Consider the following 22,622-nt stretch of genomic DNA (forward strand, 5'->3'; position numbering starts at 1 on the left):
CATGGGCGTACCAGAATTAGAAGAATATAAATTCGGGTTTCACGATGATGTCGAACCGGTTTTCAGTACAGGAGAAGGCTTGACAGAAGAAGTGATCCGTGAGATGTCAAGAATCAAAGGCGAACCAGAATGGATGCTTGAATTCCGTCTGAAATCTCTAGAAACATTCAATAAAATGCCAATGCAAACATGGGGCCCCGACCTTTCAGACATCGATTTCGATGCCATCAAATATTACCAAAAACCAAGTGACAAGCCCGCTCGTGACTGGGAAGACGTACCAGAAAAAATCAAAGATACATTTGAAAAGATTGGTATCCCAGAAGCAGAACGAGCTTATCTAGCCGGTGCTTCCGCACAATATGAATCAGAAGTCGTGTACCATAATATGAAAGATGAATTTGAAAAATTAGGGATCGTCTTTACTGACACTGACTCTGCTTTGAAAGAATACCCTGAATTATTCAAAGAGTACTTTTCAAAACTTGTACCGCCAACTGACAACAAATTAGCAGCGCTGAATTCAGCCGTATGGTCAGGTGGCACCTTTATTTACGTGCCAAAAGGCGTCAAAGTCGATGTTCCATTACAAACTTACTTCCGGATCAATGCGGAAAACACGGGACAATTCGAACGTACGCTGATCATCGTTGACGAAGGAGCAAGCATCCACTATGTCGAAGGTTGTACGGCACCTACTTATTCAAGTAATAGTCTGCATGCCGCCATCGTAGAAATCTTTACAAGAAAAGATGCGTATTGCCGTTACACCACGATCCAAAACTGGTCAGACAATGTGTACAACTTAGTAACCAAACGAGCAAAAGCATACGAAGGCGCAACCGTTGAATGGATTGACGGAAACCTAGGTGCAAAAACAACGATGAAATACCCAAGTGTTTACTTAGATGGAAAAGGCGCACGAGGCACCATGCTCTCCATCGCCTTTGCAGGAGCAAACCAAATCCAAGATACGGGTGCAAAAATGATCCATAATGCACCAAATACATCTAGCTCTATCGTCTCTAAATCAATCTCAAAAGACGGCGGCGAAGTAAACTATCGAGGACAAGTAACCTTCGCCAAAAACAGTGCGGGTTCGATCTCTCATATCGAATGTGACACAATCATCATGGACGAATGGTCGAAATCCGATACGATCCCATTTAATGAGATCCACAACAGCCAAGTCTCTTTAGAACACGAAGCCAAAGTTTCAAAAATCTCAGAAGAACAACTCTACTATCTGATGAGCCGAGGCCTGACCGAATCTGAAGCAACTGAAATGATCGTCATGGGCTTTGTTGAACCATTCACCAAAGAACTTCCCATGGAATATGCAGTCGAACTCAACCGATTGATCAGTTATGAGATGGAAGGCAGTGTGGGTTAAACCTGGTATAGGAGCTAGAACCCTTGATATATAAGGTTTCTAGCTTTTTTTGTTTTGCCTGTATACTAGAAATGACCAGCTTTTGACCAGCTCTTTTACTGATGAGCCATCATATCAGCAAAGTCTTGACCTGTTTTCTTAGGTGCATTATTTGTAATATGTGCATAGATGTCTAATGTCACTTTACTATTTTCATGCCCTAATCGTTGTTGAACTACCTTGACAGATTCTCCTGCTTCTAATAATAAACTAGCATGTGTATGTCTAAACCCATGAGGTGTAATACGAGGCAAGTTATATTTTTTCAAAATATATCTTAACCAATCATTAACAGTGTTTGGAATGTATAGAGTGTTTTTAACTGTTGTAAAAACATGTTGCTCTTTAGAGCTAGTATTGTATCCAAGTTTTAAATACTCTTCTTTTTGCTGTAATTTCCAGTTGTTGAGGATAGAAAGAGTCTCAGTATCTAAAGAGATAACTCGTCTAGAAGCTCTTGTTTTCGGAGATTGAATTATAACGTTACCAAATTCATCTACAGCAAGAGTTTTATTGACATGTAGTTCTTTATTAAACGTATCTATGTCTTTCCACTGTAAAGCGAGTACTTCACTCTTTCTCATACCTGTGTATGCCAATAATCTGAAGAAGGCGTATTGTTTCATGTTACCAAAATCTTTAAAAGCATCCAGTAAATCATTAAGCTCCTCTTTTGAGTAAAATTTACGATTTTTCTCATACTCTTTTTTTCGTGGAAGAAGTGTTTTTTCCATAGGATTATTGTCAATATATTGCATTGCAACCCCGTAGCGTAAAATTTGTGCAGTCTGTTTTCTCATATAGTCGTAACTTTCATATTTACTGTGCCATTCATCTACCACTTTTTGACAATATGGGACAGAGATATTCGATAATTTAAGCTTACCAAATGCTGGAAGTATTTGATTATTTGCGTATCTTACTGAAATTGCGATTGTTGAAGCTTTAACACTGGTACGCTGATGAGCTATCCATTCATTATACAGGTCTTCAAATGTCATATCAGGTGCTTTCTTTTTAACACCGTATAATATTTGATGTCTGTATTCGTCATAATCTTTTTGAGCTTCTTGTTTGCTACTAAAACCTCTTCTCGTAGTATTTATTTTTTCACCAGTTCGTGGATCGGTGGCAATGTGTCCTTTATACATCCACGCCACTTGACCGTTTTTCTTTTTGTACTTTGATATTTTTGCCATGAAATCATCTCCTCTTAGTTTACAAGGAGTACTTACCACTAGATGGTATCACCTCCCTTCATTTTTTTCTTAGTGTATTTTTTCCCAATTGATGAAATCGTTTGTTCTAGCTTGTTTATATTATCAGTAATTTCTCTCACAGCTTCTTCGGGATAAGACATGTCTTTCAATTGAATAGGTAGCCATTCATCTACCATTCTTTCTAGTAGTTCTTCTATACTGCTAGTGAGGAAAAGAATGTTATTGTCAAATTCTTCTATAATAGCATTGATGAATAATTCTTCTATTTTTAAGATATTGAAAAGACTAATTTTTTCAATTTTAACTTTATTACAAGTCTTGTTAGCAATAAATTCTTGCATCTCTGGTTCTAATTTGGAATATCTATCTAGCCATGTATCTAAATTAGAGTGTACTGGCGGGAACTGTTGACGAAGATGCTGGAACAGGTTTTTATCTGGAAATGTTATACCATCTAGTACAATGCTATCTCTATAAAGAATAATTCCCAAAATATATTCTTCTACATTGCCACAAACTAACTCCTCTATACTCATATTTCCCAAATCAGCAATTCGGGATAATCGCTCTGGTATTGGTAAATAGGTTCCCTTTTCCCATTCGTAGATAGTTTTTTTGTCAATCAATTGACCGTTGTTAATCATAAGACCAAATGCTGGTTGTGTTAATTTTTTACTCTTTCTTATAGCTTTTATTTTTGTTCCGAGTATCTTTTTTCGTTCTAAATAATTTATTGGTGGACGCTTTATCATATTGACCACACCTCCTAAAATTAGTATACCCCAAAAAAGGGGGTGTTGTAAATAAATTTACACAACATATTGACACCCCTTTTATATCGAGGTATTATGTGTATGTCGATGAACTGGTAATCATTTTTTATTTGATTAATCGGTTAATAACAACAAAATACTTTTATTTTGAGCAAATAATACGAAGATGATTCTTAGAAAATTTGTTCAAGTAATCACGAAAGGAGGGGGAAATATGTCTCTACAAATCATTGATAGCATTGTTTCTATACAAGTTGAACAACAAGTGAAAGAGATAATTACAGTGCTAAAGCCTATGCTAGAAGACATTATTTCTGGTGTTACTCTAGAGTATATGGACTATCAGCAGGCAAGTGAATATCTAGGTGTATCAGTAGGAACGATTAGAAAATATGTTTCTCAATACGGGTTACCTGTTATAAAAATTGATACGGTCATTAGATTCAAAAAATCTGATATTGATAGTTTCATGGAACAGTATAAAGGTTGAGTAAACAAATAAGACTAAAACATATAGTAATAAAGAGTTTGTTTTTATTATCTGTATGTTTTAGTCTTTAACAGAATTTTATAAGGAGGAACCACAAATGGAAACATCAATGCTTAATATTCCAATCTATGTGGATAAAGAAAAACTATTAGAGAAACCAGTTATAAAAAAGGAAAAAATTGATGTAAGAGATAGGTGTTTAGGTAACTACAGAGAAGTTACAAGAGATGAGTTTGTAGAGATACTAAATTCATCACAATCATTTATTCCAAGCAAGACAAAGAATAAAGGCAACAAAAGTGAAGAGTTTTTAGAAACTAGAGTAATTATTCTGGATGTCGATAACACTGTTAAAGATGAGAATGATAATGTAGTAGATTTGAGTAAAGATGATAGTAGATACTTAAGCATAGAAAAGGCTTTATCCATCGATTTAGTTCATAATTCTGCGTTTGCGATACAAAAAAGTATTCGGTACTCTGAAAATCTAGAAAAATTCAAGATTGTCTTTCTATTAAAAGAAGCGATTACTGACTATAACGAAATGCAAGCTGTTTACAGGTATTTACAAGAGCAAATGCCTTGGTGTGATAATTCTGTGGATTCTTCTACTAGAATGTTTTTTGGAGGGTATAAGTCAGATGCAGTGATAATAATTAATGAAGCCAACACATTAGATATTGCTGAGTATCCGATTGACTTCACCGTGACAAGTTCTAAAAATTGTCAGAACAATTTAGGAAGACATTATGACGTAGCAAATGAAACCGATTTTGTTAAGTTAATAAAGAATGAAGACAGGGAAGAAATGCAACAGTGGTTTAAAGATTGCTTATTTGATCCCTCCGACATGTCTTTTAATGAGATTTATGAAAGATTGTTAACCATTGATATGAATAAATTACTTAAGTCAAGTAAAAACTTAAGATGTCTGTTTCACGACGACCATAATCCCTCTGCTAGTATTTTTACCGGGAAAAGTGGTCATTCCATTTTTCATTGTCATTCTAGTAATTGTGGTGTCAGTGTAGATTTTATTGGGGTTGTGATGCTAATTTTAAAGAAAGACAGTCGGGTAGAAACATTTAATTGGCTATTAGAGAACCTAGACTTGTATCCTACACATTTTCGAAAATTGAAAGAGGAATCAAAAGTACTTTTTGACACTCTTGAATCAATGAAAGACAAACTTTTCAGGACAATAAGGAATTATCTAGAGGAAATGCGACGTGTCTATGATGTCTTGCTTTCTGATGTTAATTTTTTTGATGATAGTAAGGAAAGTGTGACTTGTATTTTGTCGGGGGAACAATTAGCTAAAAAAATGAGTTCTTACTATGGTAAAACTTATGACATAGATAAATGTGATAAGTTACTATCACTTATGACTTTTATAGGATTGATAAAAAAATTAGATGATGAAGATGTTCCTTTGAAGATGCTCGAATACCTAAATAGGTTAAAGGAAGAGAAAGCGTTAGGAAACTTTAATCATAAGAGAAGCAATGTCTATCGATTAGACGTTTTTAATGCAACTTCTGTGATTCAAAAATTGAATGAAGATATCCTTCCACTTCTGGAAAAATTTCATTTTACATATCAATATTTTTCTTATGAATGGGTTAAGATATGTTTTAACGAAAAAGAGGCTAAAAGAGTATTTCCTCAAAATTCCCGATCAGAACTTAGCAAGGAAAAACAATTGATTTTAGATGAAGCACATGAAGTTTTACAGGGCTTATCGTGGCAAGGGACATATCTAATGACAGAGAAAGAACTTATTAACACTGTTTGTGAACGTCTACGTAATGTTGGGTATAACAGCGTGAAAAATGCTTTAATAAAAAACAGAGGCTACTTTGTTAAACAAGGATTCACTCTTGAACGAGCTTCTAAGGATATTAAGAGATTATACAATGTGAAAGCAAGTAGTAGTTTTTTAGTCTACCTAGCAAAAGGGGCAGGGATAGATGAAGTAATAAAAGAATTGATAGCATCTGGTGTTGAATTAGTTCCTCTTTATCAATTTACAAGTGTAACAAGAGATGATGGACGGAGAGTAAGGAAGAGAAGAGACCCAATTGTATTAACCTAGACAGGTTATCCATAGCTCTTAATCTTGTTTCATCTCAATACACCCACCGTTAAAGTTCGGTGGGTTATTTATTTTTCAATCTTTCAATAGCTGATTGCGTTCATTTTCTTGCCTTTTTAATAGCTTCATATAGTCAATTGTTCGAACTGCATCTTCAGTGCTAAGAGAGCGATAGAGAGCCAAAAACTCTTCCTCATAATCTCTACGACAACATTGTCTAGAAAATGGCTTACAGGGGTTCCTAGGGCTCTAGAAAGAGCTGTTAAGCTATAGAGGTTAGGCTCTGTTACAGAATTTTCCCATCTTGCTACTGCCTGTTGTGTAGAGAAGATTTTTTCAGCTAATTCTTTTTGTGTCCACCCGAGAGCTTTTCGCTTTTCTCTAATGACCTTTGCATATTGTTTCTGTTTCATTAATACACCCCCCCTTCTCAGTAGAGTACAACAAGTTGTTGTATTTGTAATGGTATTTGAAGTTTTTGTGTATTTCATGAATTGAAATACATCATATTGTTGTATATAATAAAATAGGAGGGGAGAATCATGAAAAAAGTAAGTAATCTCAGCCGATACAGAAAAGAAAAAGGCTTTTCTCAAATTGAGTTAGCCAAAAAAATGAATGTTACACAGCAATGTGTAAGTTCGTGGCAAACAGGGAGAACGATTCCTAAACCCTATCAAATGAAGATGCTTTCTGAGATATTAAGTGTACCAATGAATGAGCTGTTTTCTGATGTATTTAATAAAGTAAACAGTTAACTAATAAACAATTGAATGTTTTTAGGAGGAGAAGACATGTATTGTAGAAAATGTGGCAAAGAAATAACAGATGAAAGTAAGTATTGCCAGTTTTGCGGAGCACTACAAGAAACAGATGAGACAACCGGAGCAGACGCAGTAAAGAAAAGTACTGAGCAGACAATTAATGAAATGAAGGAACAAATCGTACATGGACAAGAGACAGGGAATCTGTATTTGATTATTGGTTGGATTTCTATGGTAGTATCGTTAGCATTTATTCCTGTTGTATTTGGTGCTGTTGCTGTTATTATGGGCTACTTATATCGAGAAAAAGATGAGAAAATGGGTACGATTTTGATGATAGCAGGGGTAGCTGGAGCAATCTTTGGTGTACTTTTAGGGATGTCAATGTACTGATAAGAGGGATAAGAGCAAATTATTTTGGAGATAGGAGATAAAAAGTTGAATAAAGTAAATATGAACAAGAAGTTTGTCATTATAGGTATCGTCGTATTGGCTATTATAGGTATAATTTTTTCAAGAATGACGGGTTCATCTGGACTAGAGAAGTCATCTGTACCATTGGTAACTCAAATTTTACAAGAACAGTATAACTTAAATCGGACATGTGATGATGTGACGATCACTCATGATAATGGTGATAACACGTACCGGGCTAAAGCTACGTTAGACAATGGAAGTGCTATCAATATAAATGTCGAGTACTATCCAAAAAAAGACCGTATATATGTAGAGATACCATATACTGAGGTGTTAATGTTAAATTGATTTAAATGTATTATGCATACCGTCCAAACAGGAACTCCTAAAGGTGTAAGCTTACTAAGGAGTTTTTTTGATTCCCTGTAAATAATAGTCTGATGATTGCTGGGAAAATCTTTACATTAGTCACTGTTATAACAGCAGTGTATAGGAGGAAAAATGAAAAAGAAAAAATTATTATGGATTTGTTTGGCAATTTTATTGATAATTGGAGGAATTGAGATATTTACCACATATAGATTAAAAACGAATCAGCCTAAACAATATGTATCAGACATGTTAAATATTATTGAAGAAATAGACTCAGAAATGAAAGCTTTCTCAAAAACTTCTATGGATTTGGGAGAAAGATATGATTTTAAGGGTTTTATGGAAGATAAAATGGACGAGGTATCAAGTAGGGAAATTCCAGAAGGCACACCTAAAGCTGTTAGGGACACCAAAGATACTCTTCTTGAAGCGATTGATAACGTGAACACAGCTTTACTAACTAATGATGTAAAATTATTAGAACAAGGCCAGCTTTGTTTTAGTATGGCTCAAGCCATATATACAGAGTTTTTAGATGGAAATATAAAAGAGAAGTCACTTAATGAAAAACTTAATTCATTTGTAGAAACATACACAGCTATACCACCTACTTGGAAACTTGTAAATGAAGATAAAGGAATCACGATAAATACTGATACAGAGATTTCTACAGATGCTCAATCTTTATCAGATTTATTAGCTAATCTAACAGGTATCAGTAATGCAGTGACAGAGCAAGTTGGTAAAGATATTCCACTTCGGTTACTTGAAAATGGGAAAAAAGATTATTCTGTGGTATTTAAGAACGGACAGGTAACTGATTACAACGAAGTATTTAAAAAAGTTATTGAATAATGATTCTTCCATCTTTTTCATTTATTTACCCTACCCCGTTGTTATATGACCGTACTTATACATCTCCAGTAGCTTAGGATAAGCTACTGGGGGTATTTTTTTTCGGATTTGGAGCCCGACTATATTTATTTGTATCTGAAATGAAACGGAGATAGTTTCATTAAACGTTGATATATAAGTGTTTTAGACTGTTTCAGGTAGTGATTTTAGTGAAAAAATTTTTAAGAAATTTGTATATTTTATACTACTAGACAGTACTGTTTTTTTATGAAAAAATCATATGTAATTGTTTCATATGTATCTGAAATGGTTCTAAAGATAACTATATAGAAATATAAAAAATAAGTTAACGATCAGTCTAAGTTATATCAAACAACGTTAGACTCCTTTCGCGTAGTTTATTAGCAAGAATAAGTTTCTTTCTTTTTTTTTTTGCTTTTTCTAAAAGGGAGTATGCTAAAATAAGAGGGTATATAGCAACTTTAAATAAGAGATAGGAGTGTATCTTTTTGGGTGCAGAATTAAATCAAAAATTATTTAGTGCGGCAGATAATCTCCGTAGCAAAATGGATGCGTCAGAATATAAAAATTATTTATTGGGGCTGATTTTCTATAAATATTTATCCGACCGTTTGTTGGAACAAGTGGTTCTTTTAGCAGATGAATCCTTAGAGGAATATGACACAGTAAGCAAACAAACAATGTTGTATCGTGAATTACTTTCAGATGAAGAATCAAAAGAAGATCTGATTGCCACAATCGTTGATATTTTGGGATATGCAATTGCACCAGAGTATCTTTTCAACGTCTTAGCGGATCAAGCAAAACAAGCAACGTTCCAATTGAACGATCTAAACAAAGCCTTTGTGCAATTGGCATCTACCTACAATCAATTTAATGGGTTATTTGATGATGTGGATCTCCAATCAAAAAAACTAGGAACAGATGAGCAACAACGAAATGTGACGATTACCGAAGTTATCAAGAAATTGAATGACGTGGAAGTTTTAGGTCACGATGGGGATGTGATCGGGGATGCGTATGAATTTCTGATCAGTCAATTTGCTTCAGAAGCAGGGAAGAAAGCCGGAGAATTTTACACGCCTCATATGGTTTCTGATATGATGGCACAAATCGTGACGTTGGATCAAAAAGAACGACGATTCTTTAGTGTCTTTGACCCAACCATGGGTTCAGGTTCCTTGATGTTAAATGTACGTAACTACTTAACTCATCCAGATAACGTTAAATATCATGGGCAAGAATTAAATACAACGACATACAATCTAGCAAAAATGAACTTGATTTTACATGGTGTCGACGCCGAAGAAATGAATCTCCGCAATGGGGATACGTTGAATAAGGACTGGCCAACAGATGAACCTTACACATTTGATGCAGTAGTGATGAACCCACCTTATTCGGCTAATTGGTCAGCAGATACGACCTTCTTAGATGATTCTCGGTTTAATCGCTACGGGAAATTAGCGCCAAAATCCAAAGCAGATTTTGCGTTTCTTCTTCATGGTTTCTATCATTTGAAGGAAACAGGGACTATGGCTATCGTCTTGCCACACGGGGTTTTATTCCGTGGTGCTGCAGAAGGGGTCATTCGTCAAAAATTATTAGAAGACGGCAGTATTTATGCTGTGATCGGTATGCCTGCGAACTTGTTCTTTGGGACATCGATTCCCACGACGGTGATTGTATTGAAGAAGAATCGTCAAACTCGAGATGTATTATTCATTGACGCTAGTCGAGAATTTGTCAAAGGGAAAAATCAAAACAAACTATCGGAAGAAAATATTCAAAAAATCCTCGAAACCTACGCTGAAAGAAAAGATGTTGAGAAATACGCTCATTTGGCAACCTTTGATGAAATCAAAGAAAATGACTATAACTTAAATATCCCACGCTATGTAGATACGTTTGAAGAAGAAGAACCAATTGATATGGTTCATGTCGGAAATGCCATCAAGAAGATACGACAAGAACAGCAAGTGCTAGAAAAAGAACTTTTAGAAGCGATCTCTTCCCTGCAAACAACACCTGAAAATGAAGCGTGGTTGCAAGGCGCGCTGGAGGTGTTCAAACATGAGCAATGATACACTACCAGAAATCCGTTTTCCAGAATTTACGGATGAGTGGGAACAGCGTAAGTTGGGAGACGAAAGCGATGTTAGGGATGGAACACATGATTCTCCTAAATATTATGATAAAGGGTACCCACTTGTAACTTCTAAAAATTTAAAAGATTTTGGGTTAGATTTATCAAATGTATCTTTTATTTCTGATGAGGATTTTGAAGTTATAAATAAAAGATCAAAAGTTGATATTGGAGATATTTTATTTGGCATGATTGGTACTATAGGAAATCCAGTATTAGTTGATAGAGCTGATTTTGCAATCAAGAATGTGGCGCTTATCAAAGAACAGAAGAAAATATTAAATAGTTTTTTGATACAGATCCTTAAATCACCAGTATTTGATAAATATATTAAGAATGAAAATGCTGGCGGTACTCAAAAGTTTCTATCCTTAAGTAAAGTTAGAGACTTCAACTTTTTGTGTCCGAATATTGATGAGCAAAATTGTATTAGTGCTTTCTTCAAAAAACTTGACGACACGATCGCTCTTCATCAACGTAAGTTAGATTTGCTGAAGGAAACGAAAAAAGGATTCTTACAAAAAATGTTCCCTAAAAACGGAGCAAAAGTGCCAGAAATTCGGTTCCCTGGTTTTACGGAGGATTGGGAACAGCGGAAGCTGGGGGAAGTAGTTGAAAGAGTCACTCGTAAAAATAAAAAATTAGAATCAATTCGACCGTTAACGATTTCAGCTCAAGAAGGATTGATAGACCAAAATGAATTCTTTAATAAAACAGTTGCTAGTCGTGATGTGAGTGGATATTATCTCGTGAAAAAAGGTGAGTTTGCGTATAATAAATCCTACTCAAATGGTTATCCATGGGGAGCTGTCAAACGATTAAATCAATATGATATGGGTGTTTTATCTACTTTATACATTGTATTTAAGCCTAAGAAAATTGATTCTGATTTTTTAGAAAAATATTATGATACTACTTATTGGTATAAGGAAGTTTCAAAGCATGCTGCTGAAGGAGCAAGAAACCATGGACTACTGAATATTGCAGCCTCGGATTTCTTTGAAACTGAGATTGTTATGCCTTTAAAAATTGAAGAACAACAAAAAATCGGTAACTTCTTCAAACAACTCGATGACACCATTACCCTTCACCAACGTAAGTTAGATTTACTAAAAGAAATGAAAAAAGGCTTTTTACAAAAGATGTTTGTCTAGGAGGGAAGAAGAATGAAAATTAGTCACCGTGAGGAAGCGGAAGTCGAAGAACAGTTGATCCGTGTATTGGGGGAAGGACATAATCAGTGGACGTATCGTCCGGATCTAAAATCAGAAGAAGATCTTTGGGTCAATTTACGTCAAAAAATTATCTCAAATAATCAAGCAGAGTTGAATGATTCTCCTTTGACCGATAAAGAATTTGAAACGATCAAAACGGAATTATTGCTACGAACGAAAACCCCCTTTGATGCTGCGAAATGGTTAAAAGGTGAAAATGGAATGGCTCGGATCACGATTGAACGGGAAGATCCGCAATTGGGTTCTGCCTCGCTCATTCTTTATTCCAATCAAGACATTGGTGGAGGAATCTCTACTTATGAAGTGGTCCATCAAATTGCAAAACGTGGAAGTAACATAGAAGCACGGGATCGACGTTTTGACGTCACCCTATTGATCAATGGCTTACCGATTGTCCAAATCGAGTTGAAACAAGTAACTGCAAAAGATGGTTTTTATCAGGCGTTTAATCAAATCAAAAAATATGCAGAAGAAGGCATGTTTCGGAACAATATCTTTTCGACCTTACAGTTGTTTGTGGTTTCTAATGAACAAACGACTCGGTATTTTGCAAATGCCTTACCGAAGGATTTACATCCTAAGTTTTTATTTAGTTGGCGAACGAAAGACAATGAAAAAGTAGAAAACTTATATGAGTTTTGTAAACAAGTGCTAAATATCCCGGATGCCCATCGCTTGATTGCGGATTATACGATTGTCAGTGAAGATCAAGACAATAAAACCCTCATGGTGTTACATCCTTATCAAGTACATGCGATTCAAGCCTTGTTTATTGCTGCAAATAAACATCAATCGGGGTATGTGTGGCATGCGACAGGTTCAGGAAAGACGTTGACTAGTTTTGTATCTACTAAGCTTTTAGCACGAAAATCGGGGATCGATCGAACGATCATGTTAGTGGACCGCAAAGATTTAGATAATCAAACCACCACAGAGTTTACGAAATTTGCTTCGGAATTTAATACTGGGATTTCTTCTGGGAATGCCAAAGCGAATAGCTTGATCGTGGGAACAGGAAGTGCCAAAGAGTTAAGTGAAACTCTGTTGGCAGATGCCAATGCGAATGTTGTGATTATTACAACCCGTCAAAAGCTAGATGCGGCGTTGAAATATGCAAAGAAACAAGAGGAGAAAAAAGGAACCAATCGCTTCCAAAAATTAATGGGGCAACATATCGTGTTTGTAGTAGATGAGTGTCATCGAGCGTTAAGTGCTGAAAATATGGAAGAAATCAAAAAAATGTTTCCGAAATCCACTTGGTTTGGCTTTACAGGTACACCGATTTTCCCTGAGAATCGGAAACAAGCCAAAGGGCAATTGGCACGTACGACCCATGATCAGTATGGGGAAGTCTTGCACACCTATACCATCAAGAATGCGCTAGAAGATGGCTCTGTTTTAGGATTTCAAGTAGAGCATGAAAATACCGTTGAGCCGACTTCATTAGAGAATAAAATCTATCGGAAATTAAAAGAAGTAGAAACATATGCAGAGTATTCACCGGAACAGATCAATCGTATGATTGATCAAATGGAGCCTGTCAAAAAAGAAAGTTATTTGGACCCTACTGTTTTTGAATCAGATGAACATATCCAAAAAGTCATTCATAAAATGTTCCGTCCAGACAATGCCTATACAAAATTTGATTTTCGAAATGGCCGTCCAACGAAGTCTGCGATCTTAACCACGAGTTCCATTGACATGGCCAAAAAGTATTATCGAGCGATCAAAGAAATGACGAAAGAACCTGACTGGTTAACAAAAGAGTTTCCTAATCAGCCCATTCGTGAAGGAAGAACGATGGAGGATCCTGATTTTCCACGAATCGCTATTACCTATTCATTAGAAGAAAACAGCCGAGATTCAAGTGTCCAACAAGAAGAAATGCAAAAAATTATTGAGGAATATAATCAGTATTATGATACTTCCTGGTCTTTAGCAGACATTGAGCGTTATAACGGAGACATCAATAATCGTTTGGCACGAAAAAGAGCGGAATTCAAACAATTTGGGAAACAAATCGATTTAGTGATTGTAGTGGATCGTCTATTGACAGGTTTTGACGCACCTACGATTCAAACCCTATTTGTGGATCGTAATCTAGAGTATGCAGGATTGATTCAAGCTTTTTCACGTACGAACCGTACGTATCCTGAAAAGAAAAAAGGATTGATTGTGACGTTTCGTAAGCCAGCGACAATGGAGAAGAATGTCGAGGATGCGACAAAACTGTATTCAGAAGCAAAAGAAGAATCGGGTTTGATTTATCCAAGTTATCAGGAATCCAAAAAAAGATTCAAGCAGGCATATGGTAAGTTAAAAGAGGTTTCATCCATGGAATCCATTGATGAACATACGCCGCTTGAAATCCGTATCGAGTACGTCAAAGCATTTCAAGAATTGAATCGTGCGTATGAATCGTTAGTGACTTATGACGATTACAATGATGACATGGTGCAATCTCCAACTTTGAACAATCAAATTCAACTTTTGGAAGAACAAATTGGCGTGTACGAGACCGTGAAGGGTTCCTTAATAGAGGAAGAACCAGAAAAAGAGGGAGAAGATTTTTCAACGATCGAATTTTATAGTGAAAATACCACTAAGTTGTATGATATTGATTCAACTTATATTGATCAATTACTAGGAACTTATGCTGCGAATAGTTCAGATGCACGAGAAGAAATTGAAAAAGCTTTGGCTAAATTGAATAAAACAGAAGGAGTCAAAGAAGTTTACCGACAAATTTTAAATGCATTTGATGTGGGGACTTTAGATAGTAATGAAGATATCTTTGTCATTAAACGTCGCTATTTTACACAAGCAAGTGATGATTTGATTCATGCCTTTTCCAATGAGTGGTTTGTCTCTGAGAAAGAATTACATGCTTCTAATCTGCAATATCTACCAGGTGAAGATCCAATTCCTAATATGAAAGCAATTATCAACAGTAAGGATTACGAAGGATATAAAGCCAAACATCCAGAAGCGAAGCCATTTAAATACCCACAAGAAATGAAGCGAGCATGGCGTAAAATGTTAGATGATGAGTTGATTCCACTTGAGAATGAATTGAGGTAAATGAGAAGAGTTAAGAAAATTGTACGATTCAAAGATGGTAGTAAAGTGGAAGTGTAGAAAATAGGGATAGATGTCTTTTATTTGTTCACATTTTATAACGAAGTATTTAAGACAGCTATTGAATAATGTTTCCTCCACCTTTTTCATTCATTTACCCCACCCCGTTGTTATATGACCGTGTTTTGAGAGGAACCAATAAAAAGCATAGGCTAACTAGGGGTTCCTTTTTCTTTTGTTTTTTTTGGAATCCGCTTAAGTGAAATGTATCTGAAATGAAACGGAGATAAAGTGATTTTTTGCTATAATAACAAGGTTTTAGCTGTTTCAGATACCATGTAACCCAAAATAGTTTATTGAGAAAATAGGAGAGTATTTGATACTAACTAGTAGGAAAAAATGAGATAAAAAGTAAATGGAATCATTTCAGGTAATCTCAAATAAAAAAATATACAGTCCTGTGGCACTTTACCTATGGGACTGTATATTTTTTACTCTCAGCGGGCTTGTTTTGACTCCGTGTCTGACTCCGTCGTATTGATTTTAAATGATATTCGATGACCATTTAACAGGTCATTTTTGAAATTTTTGTCTCTATATGACTCAGTTTGATAATTATTGATAGATCAATTTGGGTCTATATCGAACAAGGGAATAATCCAATAAAAAATGATTTAGAATATCAAAATAACAAAAAAGAGGACTACCTGTATTCGTCCTCTTTTTTGACCAGATTTTGACCAGTCTAATTTACATTCTAATATATTCATATGAGCTAATTTTTTGATTAAATGGTAAGTTTTTCCTTGTTTGTTTTAGTTTAAACTAGTGTGTAATTTAAAAATCTATATGGAAGGTAGTGTGGGTTAACAACTATTTCATTGCTCGAAACGTTGATATTAAAGCGTTTCGAGCATTTTTTTATTTGGATTTTAATGATTGGCTACGTTTAGAATTATTCGCTCATAAATTTTGCGAATCGGTCACCAGTTTTCTTAACAGATTGTGGTGTGACATGAGCATAGATATTCATGGTAGTTTTAATATCTTTGTGACTTAATCGTTCTTGTACTTCTTTTATCGAAGCACCACTTTCAAACAATAAGCTACAGTGGGTATGCCTAAATCCATATGGAGTAATTTGAGGCTCCATCGGTGTCTTTTTGTAAATCCAATTTAACCAATCGGTTACTACTTGAGTATAGTGGATCTTGTCTTAGTTTGCAGTGAATAAAAACTATTTTTGTTAATATATATTATATCAATGTCGAATCGTTATGCTCATTCTATTATCCGCCACAAGGAGTTTTACAACTGCTTAGAAATCAGATTACTCGTTCAAATAATAATGCAAATTGAATCAATAAAAGAAGCGTTGAATAAGAGCTCATTCTTTCAACGCTTCTTTTATTAGGAGATTTTAATGACCATATCAACTTCTCTTTCAGGATTAGGTAATTCATGAAAGCTAGTGTTTATAGTGCTTAATTGATCAACTAACCATGTTTTATTTTTTGACTCTTAGACGAATTTAAAATTAATATCATTGTTCTCGTGTTGAAGAGGTGTCTCCAAATAATCTGGTGAATATTCATAATCAACTTAACCTGCTAATACAAAAGAGGGTAATCCATAATTTAGTGTCAGATTTAATGGATGGTCGTAAGCTTTTATTTTTTTTAACGTCATATTGTACATATCTTCAGCCATAAAAGTTGAGTTTGTGATTTCATATTGTGTTTCATTAAAAAAAGTTATCCGAATAATCGCTTATTTTTGAAAAGTCTTTATTGACACCAGCCTCAAAAAATTGTTCAACTTTTTCAGTATAAAGTTGTGCTAACGCTCCTTTTTCAATATTAACTTTGATATTTTCATGTCTATCAATTTGAGTGCTGTTCAGTAAGGGAAGATCAGCTTTTAGTTTTATATCGTCTTGATTTCTTTCAATTTCAATCGGCAAAATCTTTTCAATAGATTCAGTTTCTGATAAAGGGACATCTAGTTTTTTATCATGATAATAAGCTTCAAGACCATCTGGAACCGGAAAAAAATGTATTGGGTAATTCTTTTCTAAGGTTGTTTTACTAGTTTCCGTACTTGTAGAACTAGTGTCAAAAGTGGTACATCCGCTTATAGTTCCGATGAGTAAAGCACAGGTTAGAATGCTTGCATATTTCTTCAAAAAAATCCCTCCTAAAAATTGAATATGGACTAATACTAGTCCCGTTGTAGCACACCAAATCTTTAAGATTAATAAGAAAAAGGACTAATTTTAGTCCAAAAGGTGTGCTATTCTTGGAAGAGAAAAAAATTATTGATAAAGAAAATGTAATCGGTAGCAATATTAGACGATTCCGAGTAGAAAAAGGAATCGGTCAAACCGAGCTAGTTAGAGACCTACAGCTTAGAAAAATCGCTATAACTAGGGAAACATTGGTTAAGATTGAAAGCGGCCGCCAACACATTAAGTTGGATCAATTGAGAGCTATTAGGGATGTTCTACAGGTGTCTTATGAAGACTTGCTTCAATAACTACTTGTAGTCTTTAGTATAAGAAGCTATTTTTACACCCTTATGTATCACAAAGAAATACTGGTATAATAATGAATGGGATATGTAACGATAGGGTATACTATATTCTCAACAGGTTATACTGAGAATCCAATTAAACGAAATCATTTGAAAGTATACAAAACGTTGTTGGATAAAGCATATGAATTTGTATTTTCAGAACACTTTAGATTCTTAGAAAACTATGATTTACCTAGTTCACTGGATGTTGGTATTGAACTATATGATGGAGTAGAAAAGAAAAATATAAAGTTAAATTTATCAAAAGATTATAGCAAAAATAGTCCAGTGTTAAGAGAGCTAGAAATGCAATGAATCCAATGGTAATTTATCTTAATGTAAATTGCTTAACTCTAATTGTTTCTCGTGATTATGATTTTGCTACTGATGTATATGTTGAAGAAAATAAAGGCTTGAAGTTAGAGCTTACTGGATATAATTTGTCGCAGCAATTGATACTATTAGTGGGGCGGTAAACTCTTTAGCAACCACATACTTCTGAATATAACTTTCAATCAATATCTGTAGGTGAAGATAATGTTGGACAATTGTAAGAGTCTTGTTATCGTTTAAGAAATTGAAGGAGGAATCTTGCTAATTGATGAAGTAGACGCAGGTCTTTTTCCAGCTGCACAAATTGAATTTTTTTATGTCTTAACCCAATTTTTTTAAGACTAGGGTATTCAGGTGATAATGACCCAATACTCTCCAACGATGATTAAAAAAGTTTTTATCCAAAGAGATATTAAAAACTATAAATAAACTATTTAACGAATACTTTTGATAAAATTCAAGTGATGACAGATTAAAGCTGGATATATATGCAGATATGTATGTAAGGACAAAAAGTTGATGAAGATTTAATACTGCAAAAAATAAATATTTCAGGAGGTGTATTTTTTGCCAACAACCAACTCCCTTTTGAGGTATCTGGCAGGAAAAAGTCAATTGTATAAATTTGAAAAAAACAATAGACAAGAGTATTGGAGAATATGAAATTTATATCGAGATATCGAGATATCGAGCATTTTGCAGAGGGAGCCGGGGTGGCCCATTCAGCTATTAATTCAAAAGAATATGAAAATGACTGCAATTAATAATTTAGATAAATCTATGCGTTCTTTATGGTATTCAATATTAAATTATCCCAACAAATTTATCAATCTGATTAACAAAACCATTGTAAACATTGAAGAATGGCCAAGACAGAAAGAAATTTGTAAAAAAGAGTTTAATCATCCTTTTTCTTTAGAGGAAGGGTTTGCGACCTTCTTCCTAAATATAACGAACGTAAGTGGTATTACTAGCGGTGGACAGATAGAGGGGACAAAACAAGAAAGTAAGTACAAGGTAGGTTGTTGCTTTAATAAGCAATCTTTAATAAAAAAATAAGGGATATTTCTTTACTAAAAGATTCAATTAACTAATATGGATGTTGAATCTTATACAGATGGTATTTCATTTAATTATCCAAAAGAGAAAATGTTCATTTTTTTGAGCCTCCATATTTTAATCAATGTAAAAAAATCTTTATTTGAATTTATTGATAAAGATAAGCATAGCATTAGGGATTATTACTTATGACAATCCAGATGAAATTTATTGAGATTTATAAAGAATTTCGCTAAAAATATAAGTATATGCTTAGATATTCTGTTAATAATAAGCGTAAAGAAAAAGCTTGGGAATATCGTTTTACTAGTTAAATTACAAAAATTGATAATTTTGCTAATGTAGAACCTTTGAAACTAATTGATAAGTAGCTTTTTACCAAAAGCACACCACGTAACTTGAATACGATTGAAAACTAATCATTAAAATTTATTATTAGCAAAGTGATTAATCCTATTCAAAAAGCACCTAGCTTCAATTATCGTCAATGAACTTAATTTCATAGCTGAAGAAAAATCTGAATAAAGAAACGATGGCTGAACCCTTGATAGATAAGGGTTCAGCTCTTTTTAGGAACTTATGTCATAGCCACTTTTTTACATAAATCAGCTAATTAGAGAACAAATTTTGTAATTTGAGATGATAAACTTCTAAAAGACGTTGATACAGATCAGTTTCAAAATCGCTGTAATGACAAAGATCAAGGACTATATACTTAGAAGAATCAAGACCAGCAGGAATCAGTAGAGGTGAACCAAAGATGAAAAAGTCATATTCTTCAGTGATGGGAAGTGTGAGTCGCTCGATATCTACAAAGGGGATCTTCTTTCCTAAATTCAAGATTTCTGCGGAAATCAGATGTTCAGAGACGTTAACAAACCCAACTTTCAATTTATAGTTTTCATCGATTTCTGAATAATACGGATAAAGTAAACTGGTTTGTAGAAAGACTAATTCACTTACGCATGATTTCAGCCATGTATAGTTTTTTCGTTGTGCGATTTTTTTCCAAAAACCTTCGATTTTGATTGTCAAGATACGTAAAAGTGGGTATTTATCTCTAATATAAGAAGAGACAAATAGTGTGGTCAAAGGAATTTTTTGCTTGAACATGCTAAAATTACCAATTGATAGATAGAGATTCAAAAGCAAAGCTGGCTCTTTTTCAAACTGGAGTGTACCAATAAATGTCTGACAATGCTTCTGAAATTCCTCTAAGATATCTTTGACCTCATTGCTCGGTTGTTCATACGAATGATGAACGATCGGCACACGAATGTCTTGATTAGAGGTAAGAAGCGGCCAGTAATAGAATAAGTAAAACAAAGAGTTTACCTCTAAGATATCTAAACGAAGATTCGCAATTTTGAAGAAGTCGTAAAAAAAGTCAATGTTTGTTTCGCTTGGAATAAAGGAATCTCTTGATAATCTATAGATATCCGTAAAATGATTATTTTCGATCCTCAGCAAACAAATCAGGCAATGGAGGCTGGCTTGTTTTTTTCCTAAATCAAACTTATTCTTGTGTTGCGATCCTTCGTGCTTATAAATCAATGCACGAACTTCTTGGCTGTAAGGAATGCTATCCAGGCTTTCCCCTAATGAAACAAACCAAAAGAAATTGAAAAAGATGATGCGAATCAGCATTTCAGAACCAGATAAGGTAAGATTCGATAAATTCAAGTTGATATTGTATTCCTTCAAATATTCAGCCAATTTTTTTGTTTGCCGAAAACACGTTGAGCGGCTGATAAATTGGCGATTGCAAAAAGCTGCAAGATTTTCATCTTGTTCGGTCAGAAGACTGATCAATAATTTATAAGGAACACTTTCTGTTGATAGGTAATGTTGGTATTGGATATATTGAACAAGTTGTTCAGGAATGGATAACTTATTTTTATTATGTAACAGTTTAATATCAGTAAATTGTTCTAAATCATCTTGTATATCACATAGGATTTTTTTGAAACGAGTCGCACTGAAATAGAAATCTAAGTTTTCTCGTACATGATCTAAACTATATTCCCCCGGCCGTAAGGTCATCACCTTTCCATACACGCTTAATTTCATTCTCGCATGGTCATCTAATAAAATTTTTTCAATCAATTCTTCACCTTCTTTTTATGTTCTTATTATTAATACCGTATTTATTTTTTCTTGTAAATACTTGTCTCGATTTTTAAAAAAAACTATACAGGATTTAGAAATATTTTTTTTTAATTTATCTCAAAATTACCACTTAATGAGTATATTTTTTGAGAGAAAAGAATAAATAACCTATTTTCAATAACTAATTATTAGATATATTTATTAATCTATCTCAAGTTTAATTTCCTTTAAAATAACTCTGATTGAATAGTTACAGCCAAAAGAGAAGAGAATTAGAAAGATTAGTGAATTTTTTCTTTTTTTTATATTATCTAATTGAATATTAAATTTTTTCTAAGGAGGTATCCATAAATGAAGAAGCGAAATTATTTTATCGTTTTCTGTCTATTTTCTCTATTTTTCGTCACCTATTTCCATATCCAAAAAGGGGAGACTGTGGCAGCCAATGAAGAATCAACCATAGAAGTATTAAACAATGAATACGGCAAAGTAAGTATTAGGAAAATAGATCATCAGCTAACGATCTTGTATCGATTAAATGCGCAAACGCAAGAAACCCGATTTTTATTCCAGCTACATTCAAAAGATGCACCTGAAACGAATCTGCTTTCCTCTTATGTTTCTCAGGAATATCAAGAATACACAGATGAACAACAACGAAAATGGCTAGCAGGTTATTTTTCTCAAACTATTGAAGAAAAAGAATGGACCATTGAGTTGCCGAGTACGAGCAAAGAATTTCAACTCAATATTCAGATAGAAGAAAAAACGGGTCAGTTACTTTTATCCGAACCTGTTTCCTTTTCATTTTCTATAGATAATAAGAATCAGGAAACTGCACAAACAAATGAAAAAACGTCTGAAACATCAACTTCTTATGAAAATCATGAGATATCGGATGATTCATCGTTAGATAAAGACGAATATCGTCCGTTTGAACAACCACAATTATTTAATGCACAGTTGAAACCTAAGGGGTTAGCTACGATTGAACCAGAATATACCACAGATGAGCAAGGAACATACCCTAAGGCAATGTGGCAACCGGATAATAGTCAATATGTGCGTAATCATCAGGGCAATCGCCAAGGACAACAGCAATGGGACGGGCTGAATGGGTGGGATGGCAATCCAACCAATCGCAACAATTCTTATATTGAATATGGTGGGGAAAAAGAGGATGCCGATTATGCCATCCGAAAATTTGCCAAAGAAACAGCGACTCCTGGATTGTTTGACTTGTATCTGAATGTTCGAGGAAATACTCAAAAAAATATCACTCCTCTTGATCTCGTATTGGTCGTAGACTGGTCTGGAAGTATGAACGACAATAATCGGATCGGTGAAGTAAAGATTGGTGTCGATCGTTTTGTCGATACTTTAGCAGATAGCGGTATCACAGACAAAATCAATATGGGATATGTCGGCTACTCAATCGAAGGATATAGCTACAGTAACGGTGCAGTACAGATGGGTTCATTTGATTCAGTGAAAAATCAAGTAAAATCCATTACACCTTCATGGACAAATGGTGGTACTTTTACACAAAAAGCACTAAGAGATGCAGGAAACATGCTATCCGTTCCAAATGGACATAAAAAAGTGATCGTTTTGCTGACGGATGGTGTACCAACATTTTCCTATAAAGT

At 34.4% G+C, this 22,622-nt stretch carries 19 protein-coding genes and 2 pseudogenes; 15 read left to right on the plus strand and 6 right to left on the minus strand.

Annotated elements, in window-relative coordinates; all coding sequences use genetic code 11:
- The first annotated feature begins 1 nt into the window (after position 1).
- On the plus strand, positions 2–1,393 hold the full coding sequence (sufB, locus tag OS138_RS12145) for a Fe-S cluster assembly protein SufB (RefSeq protein WP_002287686.1): 1,392 nt from the start codon (positions 2–4) through the stop codon (positions 1,391–1,393).
- Between the two features lie 95 nt (positions 1,394–1,488).
- Here the strand turns inward: sufB and OS138_RS12150 are convergent, their stop codons facing one another.
- The gene (locus OS138_RS12150; protein ID WP_002301919.1) at positions 1,489–2,631 is read right to left on the minus strand and encodes a tyrosine-type recombinase/integrase; all 1,143 of its coding nucleotides are present in this window, start codon (positions 2,629–2,631) and stop codon (positions 1,489–1,491) included.
- A 38-nt stretch (positions 2,632–2,669) separates the two neighbouring features.
- A complete protein-coding gene (locus tag OS138_RS12155) occupies positions 2,670–3,404 on the minus strand; it encodes a helix-turn-helix transcriptional regulator (RefSeq protein WP_002301918.1) in 735 nt (244 codons plus the stop codon).
- Positions 3,405–3,639: 235 nt separating this feature from the next.
- Here OS138_RS12155 and OS138_RS12160 point away from each other — a divergent pair, with 235 nt between their 5' ends.
- Complete coding sequence (locus tag OS138_RS12160) at positions 3,640–3,915, plus strand: helix-turn-helix domain-containing protein (RefSeq protein WP_002301916.1); 276 nt, start codon at positions 3,640–3,642, stop codon at positions 3,913–3,915.
- Between the two features lie 97 nt (positions 3,916–4,012).
- Positions 4,013–6,010, plus strand: coding sequence for a hypothetical protein (locus OS138_RS12165; protein WP_137273704.1), 1,998 nt, complete (start codon positions 4,013–4,015; stop codon positions 6,008–6,010).
- Between the two features lie 75 nt (positions 6,011–6,085).
- Here the strand turns inward: OS138_RS12165 and OS138_RS12170 are convergent.
- Positions 6,086–6,423 (minus strand): annotated as a pseudogene (locus OS138_RS12170) (helix-turn-helix domain-containing protein).
- Positions 6,424–6,552: 129 nt separating this feature from the next.
- Here OS138_RS12170 and OS138_RS12175 point away from each other — a divergent pair.
- The 7 genes from OS138_RS12175 (at position 6,553) to OS138_RS12205 (ending at position 14,901) form a co-directional block, all read left to right on the plus strand.
- The gene (locus OS138_RS12175; protein ID WP_002301910.1) at positions 6,553–6,768 is read left to right on the plus strand and encodes a helix-turn-helix transcriptional regulator; all 216 of its coding nucleotides are present in this window, start codon (positions 6,553–6,555) and stop codon (positions 6,766–6,768) included.
- Between the two features lie 36 nt (positions 6,769–6,804).
- Positions 6,805–7,167 (plus strand): zinc ribbon domain-containing protein, encoded by a 363-nt coding sequence (locus OS138_RS12180; protein WP_002301908.1) that lies wholly within the window; start codon positions 6,805–6,807, stop codon positions 7,165–7,167.
- A 45-nt stretch (positions 7,168–7,212) separates the two neighbouring features.
- Entirely contained in the window at positions 7,213–7,539 is a 327-nt protein-coding gene (locus OS138_RS12185; protein ID WP_002339096.1) for a hypothetical protein, read from the plus strand.
- A gap of 153 nt (positions 7,540–7,692) precedes the next feature.
- Positions 7,693–8,418: a hypothetical protein gene (locus OS138_RS12190; RefSeq protein ID WP_002301906.1), complete on the plus strand. Its 726-nt coding sequence runs from the start codon at positions 7,693–7,695 to the stop codon at positions 8,416–8,418.
- A gap of 509 nt (positions 8,419–8,927) precedes the next feature.
- Positions 8,928–10,523: a type I restriction-modification system subunit M gene (locus OS138_RS12195; RefSeq protein WP_325070173.1), complete on the plus strand. Its 1,596-nt coding sequence runs from the start codon at positions 8,928–8,930 to the stop codon at positions 10,521–10,523.
- On the plus strand, positions 10,513–11,739 hold the full coding sequence (locus OS138_RS12200; protein ID WP_325070174.1) for a restriction endonuclease subunit S: 1,227 nt from the start codon (positions 10,513–10,515) through the stop codon (positions 11,737–11,739). The genes OS138_RS12195 and OS138_RS12200 overlap by 11 nt, the downstream gene beginning before the upstream one ends.
- A 12-nt stretch (positions 11,740–11,751) precedes the next feature.
- Positions 11,752–14,901 (plus strand): type I restriction endonuclease subunit R, encoded by a 3,150-nt coding sequence (locus OS138_RS12205; RefSeq protein WP_325070175.1) that lies wholly within the window; start codon positions 11,752–11,754, stop codon positions 14,899–14,901.
- Positions 14,902–15,853: 952 nt separating this feature from the next.
- On the opposite strand, the pseudogene OS138_RS12210 reads toward OS138_RS12205, so the two are convergent.
- Positions 15,854–16,135: pseudogene (locus tag OS138_RS12210) on the minus strand (tyrosine-type recombinase/integrase); the annotation flags it as partial.
- A 507-nt stretch (positions 16,136–16,642) separates the two neighbouring features.
- A complete protein-coding gene (locus OS138_RS12215) occupies positions 16,643–17,083 on the minus strand; it encodes a hypothetical protein (RefSeq protein WP_002343652.1) in 441 nt (146 codons plus the stop codon).
- A gap of 104 nt (positions 17,084–17,187) precedes the next feature.
- On the opposite strand from OS138_RS12215, the gene OS138_RS12220 reads away from it, so the two are divergent.
- The 4 genes from OS138_RS12220 (at position 17,188) to OS138_RS12235 (ending at position 18,864) form a co-directional block, all read left to right on the plus strand.
- Positions 17,188–17,433 (plus strand): helix-turn-helix domain-containing protein, encoded by a 246-nt coding sequence (locus tag OS138_RS12220; RefSeq protein ID WP_002375566.1) that lies wholly within the window; start codon positions 17,188–17,190, stop codon positions 17,431–17,433.
- 75 nt (positions 17,434–17,508) lie between these two features.
- Entirely contained in the window at positions 17,509–17,787 is a 279-nt protein-coding gene (locus OS138_RS12225; RefSeq protein WP_002325102.1) for a hypothetical protein, read from the plus strand.
- A complete protein-coding gene (locus OS138_RS12230; RefSeq protein WP_002343651.1) occupies positions 17,784–17,948 on the plus strand; it encodes a hypothetical protein in 165 nt (54 codons plus the stop codon). The genes OS138_RS12225 and OS138_RS12230 overlap by 4 nt, the downstream gene beginning before the upstream one ends.
- Positions 17,949–18,555: 607 nt before the next feature.
- Positions 18,556–18,864, plus strand: a complete 309-nt coding sequence (locus OS138_RS12235; RefSeq protein ID WP_002314578.1) for a hypothetical protein — start codon at positions 18,556–18,558, stop codon at positions 18,862–18,864.
- Positions 18,865–19,473: 609 nt separating this feature from the next.
- On the opposite strand, the gene OS138_RS12240 is transcribed toward OS138_RS12235, so the two are convergent.
- Positions 19,474–20,970, minus strand: a complete 1,497-nt coding sequence (locus OS138_RS12240; protein WP_010718305.1) for a helix-turn-helix domain-containing protein — start codon at positions 20,968–20,970, stop codon at positions 19,474–19,476.
- Positions 20,971–21,324: 354 nt separating this feature from the next.
- On the opposite strand from OS138_RS12240, the gene OS138_RS12245 reads away from it, so the two are divergent.
- On the plus strand, positions 21,325–22,622 hold a 1,298-nt coding region (locus OS138_RS12245; protein ID WP_325070176.1), incomplete at its 3' end, for a vWA domain-containing protein.

The sequence above is a fragment of the Enterococcus sp. E5-37 genome, from assembly GCF_035726925.1.
GTDB lineage: Bacteria > Bacillota > Bacilli > Lactobacillales > Enterococcaceae > Enterococcus_B > Enterococcus_B faecium.

Excerpts from the sequence above, each read along its gene's own strand:
- OS138_RS12230 (WP_002343651.1), top strand. The coding sequence starts at position 17,784 with ATGAATCCAATGGTAATTTATCTTAATGTAAATTGCTTAACTCTAATT.
- OS138_RS12180 (WP_002301908.1), top strand. The coding sequence starts at position 6,805 with ATGTATTGTAGAAAATGTGGCAAAGAAATAACAGATGAAAGTAAGTAT.
- OS138_RS12175 (WP_002301910.1), top strand. The coding sequence starts at position 6,553 with ATGAAAAAAGTAAGTAATCTCAGCCGATACAGAAAAGAAAAAGGCTTT.
- OS138_RS12150 (WP_002301919.1), bottom strand. The coding sequence starts at position 2,631 with ATGGCAAAAATATCAAAGTACAAAAAGAAAAACGGTCAAGTGGCGTGG.
- OS138_RS12225 (WP_002325102.1), top strand. The coding sequence starts at position 17,509 with ATGGGATATGTAACGATAGGGTATACTATATTCTCAACAGGTTATACT.
- OS138_RS12205 (WP_325070175.1), top strand. The coding sequence starts at position 11,752 with ATGAAAATTAGTCACCGTGAGGAAGCGGAAGTCGAAGAACAGTTGATC.
- OS138_RS12155 (WP_002301918.1), bottom strand. The coding sequence starts at position 3,404 with ATGATAAAGCGTCCACCAATAAATTATTTAGAACGAAAAAAGATACTC.
- sufB (WP_002287686.1), top strand. The coding sequence starts at position 2 with ATGGGCGTACCAGAATTAGAAGAATATAAATTCGGGTTTCACGATGAT.
- OS138_RS12165 (WP_137273704.1), top strand. The coding sequence starts at position 4,013 with ATGGAAACATCAATGCTTAATATTCCAATCTATGTGGATAAAGAAAAA.
- OS138_RS12235 (WP_002314578.1), top strand. The coding sequence starts at position 18,556 with ATGACTGCAATTAATAATTTAGATAAATCTATGCGTTCTTTATGGTAT.
- OS138_RS12200 (WP_325070174.1), top strand. The coding sequence starts at position 10,513 with ATGAGCAATGATACACTACCAGAAATCCGTTTTCCAGAATTTACGGAT.
- OS138_RS12190 (WP_002301906.1), top strand. The coding sequence starts at position 7,693 with ATGAAAAAGAAAAAATTATTATGGATTTGTTTGGCAATTTTATTGATA.
- OS138_RS12160 (WP_002301916.1), top strand. The coding sequence starts at position 3,640 with ATGTCTCTACAAATCATTGATAGCATTGTTTCTATACAAGTTGAACAA.